Source organism: Caballeronia sordidicola, from assembly GCF_000729995.1.
Classification (GTDB): Bacteria; Pseudomonadota; Gammaproteobacteria; order Burkholderiales; family Burkholderiaceae; genus Caballeronia; species Caballeronia sordidicola_A.
Window position 1 is genome coordinate 86,077 of record NZ_JNFG01000202.1, and the last position, 20,928, is coordinate 107,004.

At 61.0% G+C, this 20,928-nt stretch carries 19 protein-coding genes and 1 tRNA gene; 9 read left to right on the forward strand and 11 right to left on the reverse strand.

What is annotated here, in order from left to right; translation table 11 throughout:
• Nucleotides 1-12 precede the first annotated feature (12 nt).
• Nucleotides 13-153 (reverse strand): entericidin A/B family lipoprotein, encoded by a 141-nt coding sequence (locus FH08_RS0140645; RefSeq protein WP_031363847.1) that lies wholly within the window; start codon nt 151-153, stop codon nt 13-15.
• 330 nt (nt 154-483) lie between these two features.
• A complete protein-coding gene (locus FH08_RS0140650) occupies nt 484-1,890 on the reverse strand; it encodes a sensor histidine kinase (RefSeq protein WP_081889752.1) in 1,407 nt (468 codons plus the stop codon).
• A gap of 230 nt (nt 1,891-2,120) precedes the next feature.
• On the opposite strand from FH08_RS0140650, the gene FH08_RS50960 reads away from it, so the two are divergent.
• The 4 genes from FH08_RS50960 to FH08_RS0140670 all read left to right on the forward strand — a co-directional run bounded on the left by FH08_RS50960 (nt 2,121) and on the right by FH08_RS0140670 (nt 4,263).
• Nucleotides 2,121-2,297 (forward strand): DUF1328 domain-containing protein, encoded by a 177-nt coding sequence (locus FH08_RS50960; protein WP_031363849.1) that lies wholly within the window; start codon nt 2,121-2,123, stop codon nt 2,295-2,297.
• A 184-nt stretch (nt 2,298-2,481) separates the two neighbouring features.
• Nucleotides 2,482-3,075, forward strand: a complete 594-nt coding sequence (locus FH08_RS0140660) for a ferritin-like domain-containing protein (RefSeq protein ID WP_031363850.1) — start codon at nt 2,482-2,484, stop codon at nt 3,073-3,075.
• Nucleotides 3,076-3,191: 116 nt separating this feature from the next.
• Nucleotides 3,192-3,824 (forward strand): response regulator transcription factor, encoded by a 633-nt coding sequence (locus FH08_RS0140665; protein WP_031363851.1) that lies wholly within the window; start codon nt 3,192-3,194, stop codon nt 3,822-3,824.
• A gap of 13 nt (nt 3,825-3,837) precedes the next feature.
• Nucleotides 3,838-4,263, forward strand: a complete 426-nt coding sequence (locus FH08_RS0140670) for a response regulator (RefSeq protein WP_235210662.1) — start codon at nt 3,838-3,840, stop codon at nt 4,261-4,263.
• A gap of 26 nt (nt 4,264-4,289) precedes the next feature.
• Here the strand turns inward: FH08_RS0140670 and FH08_RS0140675 are convergent, their stop codons facing one another.
• The 3 genes from FH08_RS0140675 to FH08_RS0140690 all read right to left on the reverse strand — a co-directional run bounded on the left by FH08_RS0140675 (nt 4,290) and on the right by FH08_RS0140690 (nt 6,465).
• Entirely contained in the window at nt 4,290-5,516 is a 1,227-nt protein-coding gene (locus FH08_RS0140675; protein ID WP_031363853.1) for an MFS transporter, read from the reverse strand.
• Nucleotides 5,517-5,720: 204 nt separating this feature from the next.
• Entirely contained in the window at nt 5,721-6,092 is a 372-nt protein-coding gene (locus FH08_RS0140680; RefSeq protein ID WP_031363854.1) for a hypothetical protein, read from the reverse strand.
• A gap of 288 nt (nt 6,093-6,380) precedes the next feature.
• Nucleotides 6,381-6,465 (reverse strand) — tRNA-Leu (locus FH08_RS0140690).
• Between the two features lie 293 nt (nt 6,466-6,758).
• Between FH08_RS0140690 and FH08_RS54090 the strand changes: the two genes are divergently transcribed.
• The 3 genes from FH08_RS54090 to FH08_RS0140705 all read left to right on the forward strand — a co-directional run bounded on the left by FH08_RS54090 (nt 6,759) and on the right by FH08_RS0140705 (nt 8,175).
• Nucleotides 6,759-6,881: a hypothetical protein gene (locus tag FH08_RS54090; protein ID WP_268810843.1), complete on the forward strand. Its 123-nt coding sequence runs from the start codon at nt 6,759-6,761 to the stop codon at nt 6,879-6,881.
• Between the two features lie 188 nt (nt 6,882-7,069).
• Nucleotides 7,070-7,651 carry a TMEM175 family protein gene (locus tag FH08_RS0140700; RefSeq protein WP_031363855.1) on the forward strand — a complete coding sequence of 194 codons (582 nt, stop codon included), beginning with the start codon at nt 7,070-7,072 and terminating at the stop codon, nt 7,649-7,651.
• 59 nt (nt 7,652-7,710) lie between these two features.
• Nucleotides 7,711-8,175 (forward strand): metallophosphoesterase family protein, encoded by a 465-nt coding sequence (locus tag FH08_RS0140705; RefSeq protein ID WP_031363856.1) that lies wholly within the window; start codon nt 7,711-7,713, stop codon nt 8,173-8,175.
• Between the two features lie 134 nt (nt 8,176-8,309).
• Here FH08_RS0140705 and proP read toward each other — a convergent pair whose 3' ends face one another.
• Nucleotides 8,310-9,776 carry a glycine betaine/L-proline transporter ProP gene (proP, locus tag FH08_RS0140710; protein WP_031363857.1) on the reverse strand — a complete coding sequence of 489 codons (1,467 nt, stop codon included), beginning with the start codon at nt 9,774-9,776 and terminating at the stop codon, nt 8,310-8,312.
• On the opposite strand from proP, the gene FH08_RS52780 reads away from it, so the two are divergent.
• Nucleotides 9,775-9,921, forward strand: a complete 147-nt coding sequence (locus FH08_RS52780) for a hypothetical protein (protein ID WP_160172550.1) — start codon at nt 9,775-9,777, stop codon at nt 9,919-9,921. The two genes, proP and FH08_RS52780, sit on opposite strands and share 2 nt — an antisense overlap.
• Nucleotides 9,922-10,405: 484 nt before the next feature.
• On the opposite strand, the gene FH08_RS0140725 is transcribed toward FH08_RS52780, so the two are convergent.
• From FH08_RS0140725 to FH08_RS50970, 3 genes are all read right to left on the reverse strand, one after another.
• Nucleotides 10,406-10,681 (reverse strand): oxidative damage protection protein, encoded by a 276-nt coding sequence (locus tag FH08_RS0140725; protein WP_031363859.1) that lies wholly within the window; start codon nt 10,679-10,681, stop codon nt 10,406-10,408.
• 91 nt (nt 10,682-10,772) lie between these two features.
• A complete protein-coding gene (gene argA, locus FH08_RS0140730) occupies nt 10,773-12,143 on the reverse strand; it encodes an amino-acid N-acetyltransferase (protein WP_031363860.1) in 1,371 nt (456 codons plus the stop codon).
• 357 nt (nt 12,144-12,500) lie between these two features.
• Complete coding sequence (locus FH08_RS50970) at nt 12,501-12,761, reverse strand: hypothetical protein (protein WP_152603046.1); 261 nt, start codon at nt 12,759-12,761, stop codon at nt 12,501-12,503.
• Nucleotides 12,762-13,386: 625 nt separating this feature from the next.
• Here FH08_RS50970 and hrpA point away from each other — a divergent pair.
• A complete protein-coding gene (gene hrpA, locus FH08_RS0140735) occupies nt 13,387-17,577 on the forward strand; it encodes an ATP-dependent RNA helicase HrpA (RefSeq protein WP_081889758.1) in 4,191 nt (1,396 codons plus the stop codon).
• A gap of 61 nt (nt 17,578-17,638) precedes the next feature.
• Here the strand turns inward: hrpA and FH08_RS49835 are convergent, their stop codons facing one another.
• Together FH08_RS49835 and FH08_RS0140745 are read right to left on the reverse strand one after the other, a co-directional pair.
• Nucleotides 17,639-18,187 carry an outer membrane protein assembly factor BamE gene (locus FH08_RS49835; protein WP_160172551.1) on the reverse strand — a complete coding sequence of 183 codons (549 nt, stop codon included), beginning with the start codon at nt 18,185-18,187 and terminating at the stop codon, nt 17,639-17,641.
• Nucleotides 18,188-18,277: 90 nt separating this feature from the next.
• Nucleotides 18,278-20,914: a YadA-like family protein gene (locus tag FH08_RS0140745; RefSeq protein ID WP_031363863.1), complete on the reverse strand. Its 2,637-nt coding sequence runs from the start codon at nt 20,912-20,914 to the stop codon at nt 18,278-18,280.
• Nucleotides 20,915-20,928: the final 14 nt, after the last annotated feature.

The following is a 20,928-nucleotide window of genomic DNA, read 5'->3' on the forward strand; positions in this document are numbered from 1 at the left end:
TGACTTCCTCACTTACTCCGCGTTGTGCTTGTCGGCCGAATTCGTGATTGCGTTGCCACCCTTCGAAAGATCCTGGCCGGCGCCGGCCACCGTGTTGCAAGCTGCGAGTGCGGCAGTTCCGGCGATCAACAGCAAAGCGATAAGTCGAGTCATGAGCAATTCCCCTTGAGTTTGATGCGGGTACGCTGGCCGTTCGGCCATGAAAACGTGCCCGATATTCGAATCCCGGCCACCCTGGCGTCCAGTAGCGGCCTTGGCTACGACCGATCGTTGAAACGGTTTTGCCGGGTTCGAGCCATCAACAAAACCCATGGCGACTACCGCTTCGATCGACCACACCGGTCTGATAAATCATAAAAAACTGCGCGTTCGCAAGCTGTAGGCGTCGATGTTTTATCGCGTAGGCACAGTCTGTAACTTGTGTCGGCGTCGTCCTACAAGTGCTGCCCGAGCGCCAATAAAGAGCCGGCAAGCGGTAGACCCTTAAGCGTCGAAGTTACGCACGCGGGGCATGGTGACGCGGATATCGGTGCCATGCGGTTCACGTCGTTTGATCTCGATACGACCACCGCGCGCGCTGACCCGCTGGCGCATGCCCAGCAGTCCGTGCGTGTGCGTGCGCTGCAGATCCTGTGGGCGAATACCGACGCCGTCATCGGCGATATGCATCGATACCCGCTCGTCATCCAGCGCCAATGCAATCGACACGCTCGACGCGCGCGCATATTTGGCCGCGTTCGTCAGCGACTCCTGCGCGACCCGGAACAACGCGATTTCGACTTCTTCGCCGAGCTTGATATCGTCGGCGGGGAGCGCGAGTTCGAGCGTCCAGCCGGTGCGTTGGGCGGTTTCATCGGCGAAGGTGCGCAACGCCGTGACCAGCCCGAAATTGGCCAGAACGGTCGGCCGCATGTCCTCGATAATCCGCCGCTTCAGCGCAATCCCCTGATCAAGATTCGCCAGCGCACGGCCGAGTTTCTCGGCCATCGCGGGCTCGGCGGCCTTGAGCTTGTTGTTGACCCACGCCACATCCATCTTGCTGGCCGTCAGGATCGCACCGAGTTCATCGTGCAGTTCGCGGGCAAGCTGGGTCTTCTCGTTTTCACTCACCGACTGCAAATGCCACGCGAGCGCCTCAAGTTGCCGCGTGCGCTCGAACACGAGCTGGTCGAGCTCCTCTTGCTGCGTAATCAGTTTTTGCTGCACACGGTCTTGCTTGTCCAGCTGGATACCAAGATTGCGAAACAACAGCAGGAACAACACGATATTCAGCGCGCACAACGCGCCCACGCAGAACGTTGAAATGCGCTGGTCGGCACGGCTTGCGTCGAGCGCGGACTGCGCCCGGCGCTCTTCATTCAGACGCAGCAGGGCGAGCGCACTGTCGAGAATATCGGTACTCGATGCGGTGTCTGAACCGGAGCGAGCAGCGAGTCCCGCATTGATCCGCGCATCGAGGATCGTGCTGACCTGCTTGAAACTGGCGAGCGCGGTGCCGTCCGCCTTGCGCCGATAGTACGCATCCAGCGATGCAACCGTTTGTTTGATCCTCGCCGCTGCTGCGTTGTAGTGGGCGGTGTAGGTGTCGTCGGGCGCCAGGCGGAACGCACGTTCATCGGCAGATAGCGACGCGATATCCGCCGCCAGCGCGGTCAACTGCGTGGTGGCGCCTTTCGCGTCGAGCGCGGTCTCGTATTCCGCGGCAATCCGCATGCGGCCGGATTCGAGTATCACGAGGCCGCCAACGGTAATCACGATGGCGACGGTCATCGCGACGGCCCAGCTCCAACGGCGCATCCAGTCGTTCAGACGCGTGCTGAACCGGGTTGCGCGCCGCGTGATACGCGCTTCCGGATTCGCCGCGCCGCCTTCGTGCAAAGAGGAAGTCATAGGGAAGCTGCCGGGTTTTCTGTCCGGCCAGTGTAACTTTTCGCGCCGTGCCGGGCTGATGGAATTACGTCGATTGGCGCCGGATTGGCGACAGGATGGACTAAGCCTGAAGTGAATTGAAAGCGTTTGTCGGTGATGTCCTACACGAAAAACGGCGTGCACCCAGATGCCGGTTCATCACTGCCTCGCTAACATCCAGTTACCAGTCCAATCATTTTGGGGAACCGATCATGTTGAAGTGGGCATTGTTTTTCGCCATTGTCGCCATCGTCGCGGGCTTGCTCGGCTTCACAGGCGTGGCAGCGGGCGCGGCCAGCATCGCGAAGTTCTTGTTCGTGCTGTTCCTGATCTTGTGCGTGGTCTTCCTCGTGCTCGGTTTTATCGTGACGAAGAAGATAGTCGATTAGCGGTCTTAACCACCGCTACTCACCGCTACTTAAACCTCGCACGCTTCCGCGAGCAGGCACGCCGTATGCGGGCGATGAAAAGAGTGACTGAGGACGGCGGTCCGGGCCTATATCCGGCGAGGCTGCCGTCACGAACCTGTCCAACCGCCGAACAAAAGATCCATTCTCTCTCTGGAGCACATCAATGTCGAAATCCTCTGCTGTAAAAGCTACACCGGCACAATCGAAGGAAGCTGGAGGCAAGTCCGATCCGTTTGTACTGGACATGGAAAAAATTCGCGCCAACGCGCGTCAGCACATGGACGATGGTTCGGTCACGTCGACCTATGGTGCCGACAAGGAAGTCGTCCTGAAGCTGCTGAACGATTCGCTCGCAACGGAGATCGTCTGCACGCTGCGCTATAAACGCCACTATTTCATGGCGAAGGGCATCCATTCGGAAGCCGTTGCGTCGGAATTCGCGCAGCACGCGACCGAAGAGCAGGAGCATGCCGACACCATCGCCGAGCGCATTGTCCAGTTGGGCGGCGAGCCGAATTTCGCTCCCGACAGTCTCGCGTCACGCTCGCATTCCGAGTACAAGGAAGGCGCCAATCTGATCGACATGATTCGCGAGAATCTGATCGCGGAACGTATTGCGATCGACACGTATGCTGAAATCATTCGCTACCTTGGCGAAAAGGATGTCACCACGCGCCGGATTTTCGAATCGATCCTGGCAGTCGAGGAAGAGCACGCCGACGACATGGCCGACCTGCTGGATGGCCTCGACGGCTGACTCGCGTCTTAGCGGTGCAAGATTACTGAAACTCCAGGACGACGCGCGTCGGGATGATTCCTGCCGCGCGTCGTCGGTACAACGATTCACCATAAAATTGGCCGCGGGCAGCGCAGATGATTCGAGTGTTGATAGCGGACGATCACGCCATTGTGCGAAGCGGATTCCGGCAATTCGTCGTCGATGAACCCGACATGGAAGTCGCCGCCGAAGCGTCCACCGGTGACGAAACCATTGCGCTTGTGCGTGGAAGCGCGTTCGACGTCGTGTTGCTGGACATCGCGATGCCGGATAAGAACGGTATCGACACCTTGCGGGTGATCAAGCAGATCCGTCCGGAGCAGGGCGTACTCATGCTGTCGGGGTATCCGGAAAGCCAGTACGCGATCAATCTGCTGCGCGCCGGTGCGAACGGGTATCTGAACAAGGACGCGGCGCCGGACGAAATCGTGCGGGCGATTCGGACGGTGGCGCGGGGCCACCGGTACTTGTCGGAATTTATAGCCGACGCGCTTGCCAACAAGCTCGAAAAGCCGGCGACCGAGCGACCGCACGAAGCCTTGTCGGAGCGGGAGTTCCAGATTTTTTGCAAGCTCGCGGGCGGCCAGATCCCGACGGAGATAGCGGATGAGCTGCATTTATCGGTGAAGACGATCAGCACGTATCGCGCGCGGGTTCTCGAAAAAATGCGGCTCGCGAACAATGCCGATCTCACGTATTACGCGATCAAGAACGGTTTGATCGAGTAGGAGGGCGCCCGCCGTGGGCCAACAAACGATCGTCGATAAACCCGGTCTCGCGCACAAGCGGCCGCTGAGCGTGCTGTTGATCGAGGACTCGCCGTTGATCCGGCGCAGCCTGGTGGAAGCGATCGACGCGTCCGGCGAGCTGCAGGTCACCGCGTGGGCGGATACGCCCGAGACGGCGATCGGGCTGCTGGAAGCGGAAAGATTTGACGCAGTGATTGTCGACCTGCAACTCAAGCATGGTTCCGGCGTCGAGGTGCTGGCGTATTTGCAACGCACCGGTATGACCGATTCGGCCTTTGCCGCCGTGCTGACGAACCATGCGCTGCCGGCTTACCGCGAGCGCTGCCTGCAATACGGCGTGCGCCATTTCTTCGATAAATCCCTGGAATTCGATCGCGTTCTAGACGCGTTGCATCATTACGCCCGCGCGCGGGATTAAGCGCGCGCAGCGCCTTTTAGCTTGATTCAAGCGCCTGATTCAAGCGTTTTAAATCGGCTTCGCGAATGGCTCAAGCCGGCAAGCCCGGTGGCCGCCAGTCCGGCGATACACACGCCGACCCATCCGAACGCATGCCACGCCAGCGACGCGACCGCCGATCCCACTGCGCCGCCAATGAAATACACCACCATGTACACGGTATTCACGCGGCTGCGCGCCTCCGGCTTGAGCGCGTAGATTCGCGATTGATTCGATATCTGCGCGGCTTGCACGCCGATATCGAGCACGATCACGCCGATCACCAGGCCCACGAGACTGCGTCCCGACAGCGCGAACACCACGAACGAGACGGCGACCAGCACGATGCACAGTGAAACCACCGCTCGCGGCCCGCGCTTGTCCGCCGACTTGCCGGCAAGCGGCGCGGCCAGCGCGCCCGCTGCACCGACAATGCCGAACAGACCGGCCGCCTGAGGGCCGAGATGGAACGGCTCGCCCGCAAGCAGCAACGTGAGCACCGACCAGAAGATGCTGAACGCCGCGAACAGGGCGCCGCCGGTCATCGATGCCTCGCGCAGCGCCGGCGACTCGACCACAAGATGCCACATCGATACAAGCAGGCGGCCGTAGGGCAGCGTGGAAGTCGGCTTGCTGCGCGGCAGGCGCATGACCACGAGAACAGCGAGCGCGATGGTTGCGGCCACGGAGGCGCCGTACACGGCTCGCCACCCGAAATACTCCGCGACGAAACCCGAGACCGTGCGTGCAAGCAGAATGCCGATCAGCAAGCCGCTCATCACCGTGCCGACCGCGTGACCGCGTTGCGCTGGCGGCGCGAGTTCAGCGGCGAAGGGCACGGCTTGCTGCGCGATGGTCGCCACGATACCGAGGGCCAGGCTCGCGGCGATCAGCACGCCGAGCGTGGGTGCGGCCGTTGCCGCGACAAGCGCGATGCCGAGCGCGGCCAGTTGCAGAAGGATGATCAGGCGGCGGTCGAAGCGATCGCCGAGCGGCGCGAGCAATAACATGCCGATCGCGTAGCCGAGTTGCGTGACGGCGGGTACTGCGCCGATCAGCCCCGCGCTTTCCGGGAACGAGGCACGAAACGCCGCGAGGAGCGGCTGATTCGTATAGATATTAGCGACCGATACGCCTGCGATCGTCGCCAGGACAAGCAGCGTTGCCCGGGAGTAGTGCTGGTGGTGCGGCTGATGCGGGGTGTGTGAATTTGAATCGGGGGCGGCAGCGGACATGGGTGAGGGCTCGAGGATTCAACGCGTGAAGCGAGCCGCTGATGATACTAAAGACGACGGGGGTTCGCTGGCCGCGGCGTCCCTGCCCGATGCGGGTAGCCGGCATTTGCGGCACTCGTCATTGGTTGGGCGCCAAGTCTGCGAAGTCCGAGCTTTTGTTGGCGCAACGACCTGACAATGTCTCCCGAACCGGCCGGACGGCGATTACTCCGTGTCGGTGGTGTCCGGCTTCAACGGGTACTTTGCTGCCAGATCCGCGGGGGTCAGCCACTGGAATGTCTTGAGCGTGTCGCCTTCGAACGTGCATTCGACGGCTGCTTGTACCTGCGCTGTTGTCGTCTTGATGGGGGTCACGCCCGCCGGCGGAATCTTCTTGATGTAGCTGCCTTCGACCACGACACGCGTACCCTGGTATGCAACTCGGGGTATCTCGTACGTCAGCTTGGGCTGCGTGGCCGGGTAGGTCTCGACCATCTTGGCCTTGCACTCCTGGCCGTTGCGGTAAGGGGTCGAGCAGCCTGCGGTGCAGGTAAGAACGGCAGCAGCGGCCACCGCATAAAAGGTTCGATGTTTCATGATGGCTCGCGCTAGGTAGGACGCGCAGTCTACTTCAGTCGGTTAAGCGAAGACAGGATGACTGGCGGTTTCGGCATCGATAAAACGGGTTTGCCATGGGCGATCGGCGCTTCTCTCGTTTCTTTCTCGCTTCTTTCTCAATTCCTTCAGCCGGGCCGAATGAAATCCAAGGACGGTGCGCAACGGCGTTGATATGTTTCTGTATGAATATACAGGGACCATCGCTTTGATCTTCGCGCGGCAGCAAAACATCCCGTTCTTTCAGGGACGCTGAATCAATTCTGACGCTGGTAGCGGGGACCGGACTTGAACCGGCAAGCCGTTAGGCGGCGGATTTTAAGTCCGCTATGTTTACCAATTTCATCACCCCGCCAAGCGGACGGGATTCTACCATCGGACGGCCGGCGGGCCAATCCAGACAGCCGCCAGCGTCTAGCCTCCGCCCGCTTGTCCGGGATCGAGGGGCAGGTTTTCATCGGTCGCATAAATCTTCCCGGCACCTTTCGCCGTGTTCCGCTGGGCGGCAGTCGCGAAAAATATTCTCCTGAGCTGCATCCATTCGAACCCGGGCTCGCGTATTCAGGTACATGAAAATCCACTCTCGCTGAGTGGTGGAAGCAACGAGTCGGGGTCAACGAGTCCAGGCATCGATGTCAGGAGGCGAGTATGAAAAACGTTTCGATCGGCGCGTGGCGTGAGCGCACGCGTCTGGGACTTGGGCTGGCGATTCTCGCAGCCGGAGCGGGATTACAACTGCTGCAATGGCTTCATGCCTCCGTGCCAGGATAATGCCCGACGCTTCCTGATGGTTCGATGCATTGCCTTTCATCGATAAACCACGACGTCCTTTCTCTCGTTCACGCTAAATCGACAACGCCAGGCTGCTCGCGCATAATTTGCTGCGCACGGCCAGGGCGAGGCCGTATCAGGGGCATCCAGCCCCGGCGCTAAAACAAGAAAGCACGAGAAAGGACGAAATGGGCACGAATCGGATCGAGGCGTTCAGCGACGGCGTGATCGCCATCATCATCACGATCATGGTGCTGGAACTCAAGGTGCCGCACGGTGCGGATCTGGCGTCACTCAGCGCACTCGGCCCGGTGTTTTGCGCCTACGTGCTGAGCTTCGTGTACGTCGGCATCTACTGGAACAACCACCATCACCTGATGCACGCAGCCCAGCGTGTCAACGGCAGCGTGCTGTGGGCGAACCTCCACGTACTGTTCTGGCTGTCACTGCTCCCGTTCACCACCAACTGGATGGGCGAGAACCACCTGGCGTCATGGCCCACCGCGCTCTACGGCTTTGATCTCTTCATGACAGCGGTCGCGTGGTTCATCCTCACGCGCGCGTTGGTCAGCCTGCACGGCCCCAACTCGATGCTGGAGCGCGCACTCGGCTCGGACCGCAAGGGCAAGCTTTCGGTAGTGCTGTATCTCGTTGCCATCGTCGCATCGTTTTGGCAGCCGTGGGTTGCCGCCGCTTTGTACGCGATCGTTGCGGTCTTGTGGCTCGTCCCCGACCGGCGCATGGAGAAGGTCCTGTTGACGGAAGAGTAACGACCCGCGCCGCGGGGACGGTGCTACGCTCGGACCACAGAGTCCTCCGAGCGAAGCTCATGTCACCTGTCATCCGCATTGGCATCATCTCCGATACCCACAACCTCGTGCGTCCGGAAGCTCTCCATGCGTTGCGCGGCTGCGAGCACATCATTCACGCCGGCGACATCTGCAATCCTGGCGTCCTCGATACCCTCAACGAACTCGCGCCCGTCACGGCGGTCCGCGGCAATAACGACTCAGGCGCACGGATCGACGACCTGCCGGAAGCGCTGACGTTTCATATCGGCGGGACGGCGATTCATCTGGTCCACGACATCGCCGACGTTCCGAAGCAACTCGATGGTATCGACGTGGTCGTCACCGGTCATTCGCACAAGCCTTTGATCGAACGCCGGGGCGCGACGCTGTTCGTTAATCCGGGAAGTGCCGGCCCGCGCAGATTCAAGTTGCCGGTGACGCTCGGCATCATGCTGATCGACAAGGGCGAGTTGCAGGTGGAGATCGTGCAACTGATCGAGTGAATGGCGGGCCAGCGGCTGGCTCCGCTTTGAGCGACCACGCAAATAGCAAAGAGGCCATCCAGCGTTAGCTGGATGGCCTCTTTGTTTAACAATCGAACGATTGGGCAACAACGCCAATCAATCAGCTTGATGACTTATGCGCGTGCGGTCGCTTCCGGGATCCGGTCGTCCATTTCGGCTGCTTGCCGAACACCGCGCAGCACGGCATGCGCTTCCGAGCGCGAACCCACGCACGGCGGCGAACCCTTCAGCGGCTGCCTGGCCGTTTCATGGAGCGCGAGCACAGAAACAATACCGATGACCGATGCTCCCATCAGGTAATACGCCGGCATCATCAGGTTTCCCGTCGATGAAACCAGCCACGCGGTGACCAGCGGTGTCGTCCCGCCGAACAGCGAAACCGATACGTTGAAGCCGATCGCAAGCGCGCCGTAGCGAATCTTGGTGGGGAAGAGCGCGGGCAATGCCGACGGCATCGCGCCGGTGAAACATGAAAGCAACACGCCGAGAATCAGCATGCCGCTGAAAATCGGCAGCACGGTGCCCATGCGGATCAGCGTCAGCGCGGGCATCGACAACAACAGCAACCCGACGCATCCAAACAGCATCACCGGCTTGCGCCCGACCTTGTCCGACAGATGGCCGGCGGCGAGCGTCATCGGCATCATCAGCACCATCACGATCAGGACGATGAAAAGCCCATGCGTTTCGTTGAATTTCAACGTGGCGGACAGGTAACTCGGCAGATAAGACAGCGCCATGTAATCGGTCACGTTGAAGATCAGCACCAGCCCGACGCATTGCAGCATCGGGCGCCACTGCTTGACCAACATATCGCGGAATTGCTCTTTGGGCGTGCTGTGCGCTTCGGTTTCACGCTTGTCGGCTTCGCGCTGGAAGGCAGGGGTTTCTTCGAGCTTCAGCCGGATATACAAGCCGATCAAGCCCATCGGTCCTGCGATCAGGAACGGAATGCGCCATCCCCAGGAGAGCAGCGACTGCTCGGACATCGTCGCGGTCAACACGGCAACACATCCCGCGCCCAACACGTACCCGACGAGCGTACCGAACTCGAGAAAACTGCCCATGAAACCGCGCTTCTTGTCCGTCGCGAATTCCGCGATGAACGTCGCCGCGCCGCCGTACTCGCCGCCGGTAGAAAAGCCCTGGATCAAACGTGCGACGAGCAGCAGGATCGGCGCAAAGATGCCGATGCTTCCATACGTTGGAATCAAGCCGATACAAAACGTGCCGACGGCCATCATGATCATGGTCATTGCCAGCACGCGCTTGCGGCCGATGCGGTCCCCCAGCGGCCCGAACACCATGCCGCCGAGCGGACGCACTAGAAATGCCGCCGCGAACGTCCCGAACGTGGCGATCAATTGCGCGCCCGGATTGGCCGACGGAAAGAACACTTTGCCGAGCGTCACCGCAATGTAGCTGTAGACGCCGAAATCGAACCATTCCATCGCGTTGCCGATCGCCATTGCGCCGACTGCGCGCTTGAGCAGCGATTTATCGACGATGGTGATGTCGTCCAGCGTCAGGTTTTCTTCAGATAGGGGTTGGCGCCAGAGGCCGTCGTTCGGTATTGCCATGAAGAAAAGCTCCAGGTGTGTTGCCGAGCCGCCCATGGGACAGTTCGGCGTGCGCCAGGCGCACATTGCCGGGAAAGTGCAGTTTCGCGACGAGGCGAGTTCGGTGTGTGAACCGAAAGCGGTGGCCCGCACGCTGAACGCATAAAAGATGCGCTGACGGTGCGATGGACAATGCCGAGCCCTCGGGGCGAGGTCGCGAAATGGCACTTCGTGGGTACTACATGGATAACTACTCGGGTACTACGGGAATAGATGGCTGGACGCAGCTAAATTGGGCAACGGAGGCGGGAGAATTTCGCTAAAAGCGCGGCAGTCCGGTTGCGTGCTGTGTCGCGGATTGAGAAGGCTTGAGAACAACGTGTCCACGGGCAAATCCAGACCCGGGGAAGCCTTCACAACCACTCGCCGATATCTTTGAATTGGCGCTTGAATAAATGCTTCATGCGCGTCATTGCTAAGAAATTGACTTTGAATTGCAGTTGGAAAGAAGGAGATGTTAGCACGATGCAAGACGATGCGCAAACCGGGGCGTGGAGGATGGCGCTCTCGCCCGTTCGGAACGGCTTCGCAAAAAGAAAAAGCCGGCCTTGGAAGGCCGGCTTTTCATCGCCGGAAAACAACTCGGCTGATCAGCTCGGAGTCGGCGGCACGTAGCCTTGCGCGGTGTCGGCGCCTTCACCGAAAAAGTACTTCTCGGTCTGCTTCAGCAGGTATTGGCGTGCGCGCGGATCAGCCATGTTCAGGCGATTTTCGTTGATCAGCATGGTTTGCTGCTTGAGCCAGCCTTGCCACGCTTCCTTCGATATCGTTTCATAAATCCGCTTGCCGAGTTCGCCCGGCAGGGGCGGAAAGTCGAGTCCTTCGGCTTCCTTGCCGAGTTTCGCGCATTGAATCGTTCGGGCCATCTGTCATTCTCCTGTAGCGGGGTAGCTGGACGCCTCGCGTCGGGCCGCGCATCAGTGCGCATGCAGCCGGACGAACGCGCCTCGAAATAAGTTAGAGCTGTTTCATCAGCACAAGCGATTTACGTTGCCAGTTGTACAGCCGACGGCGGTCTTCGGGCAAGTCGTCAACGGTTACCTTGACGAACCCGCGTTTGAGAAACCAGTGCTCGGTGCGCGTGGTCAGCACGAAGATATGCGTGAGGCCACGCGCCCGCGCGCGTTGCTCGACGCGTTTCAACAAGCGTTCGCCGTCGCCGGAACCTTGCGCTTCAGGCGAAACCGTCAGGCAGGCCATTTCACCTATACGTTCCTGCGTGTACGGATACAGCGCCACGCAGCCGAACAGCACGCCATCGTGCTCGATCACCGAGAAATGGTCGATATCCCGTTCAATCTGGTGCCGGCCGCGCCGCACGAGCGTGCCGTCCATTTCCAGCGGTTCTATCAGGGTCAGGATCCCGCCGACGTCGTCCGGCGTCGCTTCACGCAGGCTTTCGAGGTTCTCGTACGAGATCATCGTGCCGACGCCATCGTGCAGGAACAATTCGAGCAGGATGCTGCCGTCGAGCGCGTAAGGAATGATGTGCGCCCGCGCCACGCCGCCGCGGCACGCACGAATGGTGTGCTTAAGATAAAACGCGGCGTCGCCCTGCAGTTCGCCGCTTTCATGCAGCCGGTACGCGTCGTCCAGCGACATTTCGCGCACCAGTTCGCCGTTTTCATCGACGAGACCGGGGGTTTCGGTCAGGAAAATGATCTTGTCGGCGCGTAGTGCAATGGCCGCCGCGGACGCTACATCTTCCATCGACAAATTGAATGCTTCACCCGTCGGCGAAAAACCGAGCGGCGAGAGCAGGACGAGTTTGCTGCTGGTAAGCGAATGGCGAATGGAATCGCCGTCGATCTTGCGCACCACGCCGGTGTGCTGGAAATCGACGCCATCCAGAATGCCGACCGGCCGCGCTGTCACAAAATTGCCCGATACCACGCTGATGTGCGCGTGCGCCATGGGCGTGTTCGGCAAGCCCTGGCTAATCGCTGCCTCGATGTCGAGGCGCACTTCGCCGGCCGCTTCCTTCGCGGATTCGAGCGCGCGGGCGTCGGTAATTCGCAAGCCATGCGAAAACTCTGATTCCACACCGTGCAGGTTCAGCTGTTCTTCCACCTGGGGTCGCGAACCGTGCACGAGCACGACGTGGATACCCATGGCATGGAGCAGTCCGACGTCCTGAACGAGCGCGTTCAGGCGTCCTTCCTGCACCAGTTCGCCGCCGAACGCGACCACGAAGGTCTTGTTTCGGAACGCGTGAATATAGGGTGCGACGGAGCGCATCCATTCCACGAACTGGCCGTGTTCATCAGGCGCTTCAGGCTCGGTCGTAACCGGCGGAGGCGCGGCGGGGAGGTCGGTTTGAGAATTCATGCCGGGATTATAATGCCGTGCTATGCCGAATGTTTCCAAACGTCCCGCCGATGCGGACAAGCTTGACCCCCAGGAGCAGTTGAAAAAGCTGCGTGAAGCGCTGCTGCGCGATGCAGCAGCGCGCGAAAGCGATGGCGAAGATGACGCCGGAGGCGGCGCTGAAAGCGCTGCCAATCGCAAGAAGGAGGCCGCTGCGCGGCGGTTCGCGGGGGCGTCGGGGGCGGGTACGGCTCCGGGTTCCGGATCCAGTTCCAGTTCCAGTTCCAGTTCCAGTTCCAGTTCCAGTTCCAGTTCCAGTTCCAGTTCCAGTTCCGCTGCGGGTCCGGCGGCTGGTCAGCACGCATCGAAAAAAATTGTTCAGAAGGGGACCGCGGTTTCTCCTTCTTCTTCCCGCACCGGGCCGAAAGGGTCGCCCAGTCCGTCTTCCCCAGTTTCGACTTCGTCCGCGCGGCCAGGTCCGGCGCGAAAAGACGAGCGCGGCGGTGCGGTGACATTGTCGTCGCTGTCAGCGCTAGCTTCGTTGTCTTTGGCGTCCGGCAAGGTGAGCGTCACCAGTTCCCAGGCTCCCAGCACCGTGTCCGAGCGGCGCGGTGAAAGCACGACGGTACGCGTCGGCACTCAGGAGACCGGATCGACGGTGAAACGGGCCGAAGCGGTGAAGACACCTGTGACACCCATGACACCGACGACGGCGCGGGACGAACGTGTGTCCGCCGGTAGTTCGAAAAATCCGGGCGTTGGGAAAAGTGACGCTAACGTACCGCGCAGTGACCGCGTGTCCCGAGTGGGGTCGGGGCAGCGGAAACCTGAAACGAAGGCGCCAACCGTGGCGACTCCCAGTGGTCCGGCAAAAAAAGCGGCCGAACGGTCGGCTTCAGATATCAATACCCGGCCGCAAAGCGATCAGCGCAAGTCGCGCGTTCACCAGTCCGCTAACGGTCCTGCACAACAAGGCAGCGAAAGCGAGCGTCCTGCGCAGGACGCAAATGTTCGACGTACACAGGACTCCCGCGCACGTGAACGCACCGATATCGTGCAACCGGCGATTGGACGGCACGTAAACGCGACGAACCATCAAAGTGGGCGAAAACCGCACAGCTCGGACGACACTGAGCACGGCAATGCGGAACGGTCATCGATAGCATCTGTTACGGAGCCAGAGGCAACCGGGCAAGATCAAGTTCTGCCAGTGGCATCGGTCGAACTGCCGGTTGAAAAACAGCAGGCGCATCGGGCCGGGCGCATGGCGATAGACGGCACGCCGCAACGCGCGGCCAAGCAACCCGGTCGATCCCACGCAGAAACGCGGGACCGCGCAGAGCCGGCCGTGCACAACGATCGCCAGCAAAAAGACGGACGCCCACCGGAAAATGCGCAACAGCGCAGCCGGCCAGAACGCGAGCCCAAGCGAATTGCCGCGCCTGTCCGACCCGACGCTCGTCCGCAATCCGGCGGCGCTGGACGAACCGAACACACGCAACCCGGTCCGGTACGCCCCGACGCGGGCCCCAAACAGCGCGACACCCCGCGCCCCCGCCGCGTAGTCGAACCGAACCCTATCCCGCCGATCCGGTTCCCCGAAATGCTGCCGGTCTCCGCCCGACGCGACGAAATTGCTGCCGCGATCCAGGCGAACCAGGTGGTGATCGTCAGTGGCGAAACGGGTTCCGGCAAAACGACGCAACTACCCAAGATCTGTCTCGCTCTCGGGCGCGGCCTCGGTGCGGGCGGTACAGGGCTGATCGGCCATACGCAACCGCGTCGGATCGCGGCATCGGCGACGGGACGGCGGATCGCGGAGGAACTCGGTACGCCGTTCGGCGAGGTGGTGGGCTACAAGGTCCGCTTCACCGACAACCTGTCGCCTGGCGCATCGGTGAAACTGATGACCGATGGCATCTTGCTCGCCGAAACGCAGACCGATCCGCTGCTCGCCGCCTACGACACGATCATCATCGACGAAGCGCACGAGCGCAGCCTGAACATCGACTTCCTGCTGGGTTATTTGCGCGAAATCCTGCCGCGGCGGCCGGATTTGAAGGTGATCGTGACATCGGCGACTATCGATGCCGACCGTTTCGCGCGCCATTTCGGCAGCGATGAAAAGCCCGCGCCCGTCATCGAAGTAAGCGGGCGGCTGTATCCCGTTGAGGTGCGGTATCGGCCGGTGGAGGAAGAGAGCGCGGCAGTGAAGTCGGCACAAGGTCCGGCGCCGGGCCAGCAGCAAAAAGATCGGCTGGAACGTCCAAAGACTCAAAGGGAAAACGATCGCGACCTGATGGAAGCGATTGTCGACGCCGTCGATGAACTGTGCCGCGAAGGCCCCGGCGACGTCCTCGTGTTCCTCCCGGGTGAGCGCGAAATCCGCGACGCAGCCGAGGCGCTGCGCAAGCACCATCCGCCGCATACCGAAATCCTGCCGTTGTTCGCGCGTCTTTCCGCGGCCGAGCAGGAGCGTGTGTTCAAGACGTCGAACGCGCGGCGGATCGTACTGGCCACGAACGTCGCGGAAACGTCGCTGACGGTGCCGGGGATTCGCTATGTTGTCGATACCGGCTTGGCTCGCGTCAAACGTTATTCGTATCGCAACAAGGTTGAGCAGTTGCAGATCGAGCCGATTTCGCAAAGCTCGGCGAATCAGCGCGCGGGGCGTTGCGGTCGCGTGGCCGACGGCGTGTGCATTCGTCTCTACGAAGAAGACGACTACAACCTGCGAACGCGTTTCACCGATCCGGAAATTCTGCGGTCGTCGCTGGCTTCTGTGATCTTGCGGATGAAGTCGCTGCACCTGACGGCTATCGAGACGTTTCCGTTCCTTGAACCACCGCCGGGTCGCGCCATCGCCGACGGTTATCAGTTGCTGAACGAACTCGGCGCCGTCGATGACGACAACGCCCTCACGCCACTCGGTCGCGAGCTGGCGCGCCTGCCGCTCGATCCGCGCGTCGGCCGAATGATTCTTGCCGCGCGCGATCATCAGTCGTTGCGCGAAGTGTTGATCATCGCGAGCGCGTTGTCGGTTCAGGACCCGCGCGACCGGCCGATCGAGGCGCAGGAGCAGGCCGACCAGGCGCACAAGAAATTCGCCGATGAGCGCTCCGAGTTCCTTCAATGGACGCGGATGTGGGCGTGGTTTGAGGACGCGATCGCGCACAAGAAGTCGAACAAGCAGCTCACCGATGCTTGCCGTGCAAATTTCCTGAACCACGTGCGTTTGCGTGAATGGCGCGATGTGCATTCGCAATTGCTGACGGTCGTGCGTGAACATGGCTGGCGGCTGAACGAATCCGAAGCCACGTTCGAGCAGATTCATCTCGCGTTGCTGACGGGCTTGCTCGGCAACGTGGGTCTCAAGGCCGACGACGAACCGTATTACCTCGGCGCGCGCGGCATCAAGTTTTATCTGTGGCCGGGTTCGGCGTTGTTGAAGAAGGCCGGGCGCTGGGTGATGGCGGGCGAACTTGTGGAAACGAGCCGGCTGTATGCGCGATGTATCGCAAAGATCGAACCGGAGTGGCTTGAGCAGGTTGGTCCACATTTGCTGCGTAAATCGATTTCCGAACCACATTGGGAAAAGAAAGCAGCCCAGGTCGCGGCGTTTGAACGTGCGACGCTGCATGGCCTGACGGTCTACGCGCGACGTCGTGTGAGTTTCGGCAAACAGGACCCGGTGCGTGCACGCGAGCTGTTTATTCGTGGCGCGCTGGTCGATGGCGAATTCGAAACCAAGCTGCCGTTTTTTGCGCATAACCGCAAGCTGCTGGCGGATATTGAGCAACTGGAACACAAGTCGCGTCGCCAGGATGTGCTCGTCGACGATGAACTGATTTTCGGTTTCTACGATTCGCTTGTGCCGAAGGGCATCTACTCCGGCGCGGCGTTCGAGCGCTGGTATCGCGATGAAGAGAAGAAGGGCGAATCGTCGGCGAGGTTGCTGTTCCTTTCCCGCGACGACCTGATGCGTCACGAAGCCGCCGGCGTCACGACCGATCTGTTTCCGAAACGGATGACGATGGCCGGCATCGAAATGACGCTGACTTATCACTTCGAGCCCGGTTCTCCACGCGATGGGGTGACGTTGACGGTGCCTCTATTCGGCCTGAATCAAGTCGATGCACGCCGATCCGAATGGCTCGTTCGCGGCATGTTGAAGGAAAAAATTCAGTTGTTGCTGAAATCGCTGCCTCAGAAACTACGGCGGCATCTTGTGCCGTTGCCCGAGTTCTCGGCTGGCGTGGTCGAGCGGCACAGCGGCAAGACGTTCGGCGCGGGTGGTTTGCTCGAAGCGTTGATTGCGGATATCCGCGAGCAAACGCAAATCGCGATGAAACCATCGGACTTCAAGCTCGAAACGTTGCCGGCGCATTTGTTCATGAACTTCAAGGTCATCGACGAACACGGCCGGCAGCTCGCGATGGGCCGCAATTTGGCGCAGTTGCGGGCTGAACTCGGGGGCCAGGCACAGCAGCATTTTCAAAAGCTGGCAGCAGGCGCGACTTTGGATGGCAGCAACGACGCGGCAGCACCGGTTACGCGGAGCGCTTCGGCGTCCGATTCTTCCGGTTCCAGTTCCAGCACCGCGCTGTACGAAAATCTGACCACATGGGACTTCGGCAAGTTGCCCGAGCTGCTGGAAATTCGGCGACGCGGTCAGACGCTGTTCGGCTATCCGGCACTTGTTGATCGCGTCACGCATTGCGACGTCGAGGTCTTCGATTCTCCGGAAGAAGCTGCACGGATCCACCGGGCGGGTTTGCGTCGATTATTTGCGTTGCAGTTACGCGAGCCGATTCGTTATCTCGAACGTAATCTCGGCGGGTTGCGCGAGATGTCGTTGCAATACATGGCGCTCGGTACGCAGGAGGAGCTGCGCGATCAGATCATTGAAACGGCATTGGATCGCGCGTGCCTGCAAGATCCGCTTCCCGATAACGACGTGGATTTCCACGTGCGGCGTGACCAGGGTAAGAGCAGGCTCACACTTCTCGCGCAGGAAATTGCGCGTCTGGCGGGGCTGATCCTGGTGGAATACGCGGCGGTAGCGAAAAAATTGGCGCAGGCGAAGTCGTTTGGCGCACCGTACACGGACATGATCGCGCAGTTGAATGCGTTGATCGGCAAGCGTTTTGTCATCGATACACCGTACACGCAGTTATCGCACTTTCCGCGTTATCTGAATGCGATGGCGTTACGCATAGAAAAGCTGAAAGCCGATGCGAGCAGAGACGCGCGCTTGTCGGCGGAGATTGCGCCGCTGCTGCAAAATTATCAGCGGGCGATTGCGCAACGGGGCGGAGTGGCCGACGCGCGATTGAGCGAGTACCGATGGCTGCTGGAGGAATTGCGCGTCTCGCTCTTTGCGCAAGAACTTCGTACGCCGATGCCGATATCGGTCAAGCGGTTGTACAAGGTGTGGGAATCGATGCAGCGGTAGGGCAAAAGGAAAGCGCGAGACTTGGCTGATACCAAGCTCGCGCTTTTCGTCTTCTACAAGGTTACTTTGCCGTGTCGCTCGAAGGCTGGACTTCGAGACTCAAAGGTTGGCCCGACAGGACGACGGGTTCGGCGTTGACCTCGCCGCTTGCCTGCGTGCTGACCGGTGTCACCAGATATTTCTGCCATTTGCCGCCGACGAGCGTTTCCACGCTGTCGCCGCATTTACGATAGAAATTGCGCGCTTCGTCAACCGACGTGAACACGGCCTTCAACTGACACACCATTTGCGGAGTGCCGGCGTCGTTCGTCACGTTCAATACGTAGTCCCATTCGCGGACGCCGAAGAAACCTTCCTGAAACTGCGGGCGGCCGAGAAGAGCGGCGATCTGGTTCTTGTTCATGCCGGGTTTGAGCTTGCGCAGAGCTTCAGTCAACGGATAGCTGCCGCCGGGATTTGACGCCGATTCGATCGCCGGAAAGACCAACTGGTCTTGGCTGCCGTCGCTGGAGAGACGGCTACCTGTGCCGCAGCCCGACAACAGAACGGCAACGGCGAGCGTTGCGGCGAGGGGCAATGCGCGCGATGCTTTGCGGAGTGTGAAGTTCATCTCTTGATCTGATTCCGTTGTTTTCATTGATTCGGTGCCGCCAGGCTCATACAGCTCGCCCGCGACACCACCTCTGGATGACGCGCTGGCTTACCAGTGCATGCCGGCGCCGACCGACACGCCAAATTGACCGCGCGTGCTTGTCGTGCCGCTGACCTTGTAGGCCCAGATGCCGTTTTCGGACAGCTGCGACACGCCGATTGCGACCGCCGATTGACCGCCGTAAGTACCGCCGCCCAAGGCGACCATGCCCCGGCCTGGCAATACCGCTTGCGGCAAGCCTGCAACAGCGAGCGCCGACGCCGTGCCGGCGTAGGCATCGCGTCGCGTGCCTTCTGTTTTCGAGTCGGTGTAGTCGTTGGCTTGCTTCAACGTGCTGCCGGCGCTTTGGTTCAGCTGGTTCACGTTGACCGCGTCGGTGCCTTGCGTGCCTGCCGCAACGTTCGTGATCTGACGTTCGCCACCTGCTGTACCGACCGAGACTGTGTTCGCGCGATCTGCGACCGAGTTCTGACCGAGCGCGACGGCGTTGTCGGCGGTAGCTTGAGCGCCGTTGCCCATGGCAGCGGATCCGGCGCCGCTCGCCAGTGCATTCTGGCCGAGCGCTGTCGTGTTGGCAGCGGTAGCTTGAGCGCCGTTGCCCACGGCAACCGAACCGGTACCGCTCGCCAAAGCGTTCTGGCCGAGTGCGGTCGCGTTGTCAGCAGTCGCTTGAGCGCCGTTGCCCATCGCAACCGAACCAGCGCCCGTTGCCGATGCTTTGGCGCCTACCGCCACGGAGAGTGCGCCGGACGCGGTTGCTGCGTCTACGTCGCGGGCGCCGTCGGCGCTGAACAAGGGGTCGTTGGCGTCGATAACAGCGTTATGCACGGCATCGGTCACGGCGGTATTCACCGCGTTGGTGACTGCATCGCCGACAGACGCGTTGACCTGATTGATAGCGTCGTTCAACTGGCCGACGTTCACAGCATCGGTCGGGTCTACGCCGGCAGCGACGTTGTGAATGGCTGTGCCGCTGTCGCCTTCGAGTGTCACGTTGCCATGATCGACCGAGCCGTCGGCGTTACGGTCATATTTGACGTTGCCTTCAGTGCTTGCTGCAACGGCAGCCTGCGCTTGATCGCTCACGGCTTGCAACTGGGAGACGTTGACAGCGTCGTCGCTAGCCGCGCCGGCAGCTACGCCGCCGATCGTGCGACCGCCAACATTGACCTGACCCGTCGATGATTGCGGCGCGGACAAACCGAACGCGTTATAGCCGGACTGCGGTCCTTGCGTGGTGGCTGAACCGGCTCCAAGCGCGACGCCATTATCATTGTTCGACATAGCGTTGTTGCCGATCGCGATGGAATTCGCGTACGCCGCATTGGCAGAGGTGCCGATCGCGATTGCGCTTTCGCCCGCGGCGTTAGCCTTATAACCGGCCGCAAACGAGCTTGCGCCTTGTGCCTGAGACGACGTGCCGATGGCGGTTGCGTCGGCCGCGGATGCCTGAGCGGATCTGCCAACGGCAACTGACTCCGATCCTGCTGCCACTGCGTTGCCGCCAACGGCGACTGCATTCTCAACCGCCGCCGAGTTTCCGCCTACAGCCACAGCGTTATCCTGCGCGGCATTGGCGTACGATCCGACCGCAACGCTATCAAGTCCACCGGCGCTAGCTTGGGTACCCAAGGCGCTGGATTGCACGCCCGACGCTGCCGCGTTCATACCGAGGGCGGTAGAGCTGATGCCGCTTGCGGTAGAAGCAGGTCCGACGGCGACCGCATTGGCTGCCTGTGCAATTGCGTCGCGACCGACGGCGATTGATTGTGCCGCCGTTGCCACTGCGTTGCTGCCAACGGCGACGGCATTCTCAACCGCCGCCGAATTTCCGCCGACAGCCACAGCATTATCTTGCGAGGCGTTGGCGAACGATCCGACTGCAACGCTATCAAGTCCACCGGCGTTAGCCTGGGTGCCCAAGGCGCTGGATTGCACGCCGGACGCGGTGGAGTTCAGGCCCAGCGCGGCGGAGCTTACGCCACTTGCGGAGGAGCTTGACCCGAGCGCGATGGAATTGTCCGATGCCGCCGCCGCATAGTTGCCGACAGCGACGCTGGCCCCTCCTTGTGCATGAGACGACGAGCCGACCGCGGTCGCACCGTCACCGGTCGCGCGGGCGAACGCTCCCATGGCCGTTGTACCTCCGCCTGTCGCCGCGCTCGCATGTCCGAATGCGATTGAAGCCGCGCCCGACGCTGTAGACGAATCTCCGACGGCGGTGGAATAGGCCTCAGATGCCGTTGAATTGTTGCCGATCGCTGTCGACTGTTGCACGTTGGCCTGTGCATTCGAGCCGACCGCCGTTGCATGCGCGGCCGCAAACGAGTCCGATCCGACGGCGACTGAGTTGCTGCTATTGCCGGTGGCGTTGAATCCGACAGCAACCGAGTGATCCCCCGCCCTTGCAAGGGATCCTGCTGCGGTGGCGGCGGTCCCCATCGTCGATGCTGTCGCGCCCGCCGCAACGGAGTCGGCGCTAGAGGTGCCCCCCGCAGCGACCCACTGGTCGGCTTCTTGCGCATGAACTCCCGACCCGGCCACCAGACCGCCAATCAGTGCAGCGTGCACCATAACCAGCTTGCCTGCCGACGATGACCGCTTGGTCTTCGATTTCGACGTTTCGGAAGCCGCGACCCATATGCCGGAAGACTCATTCCAAACTGCTTTGAAAATTCTATTCATGAAAGAAGGATGTC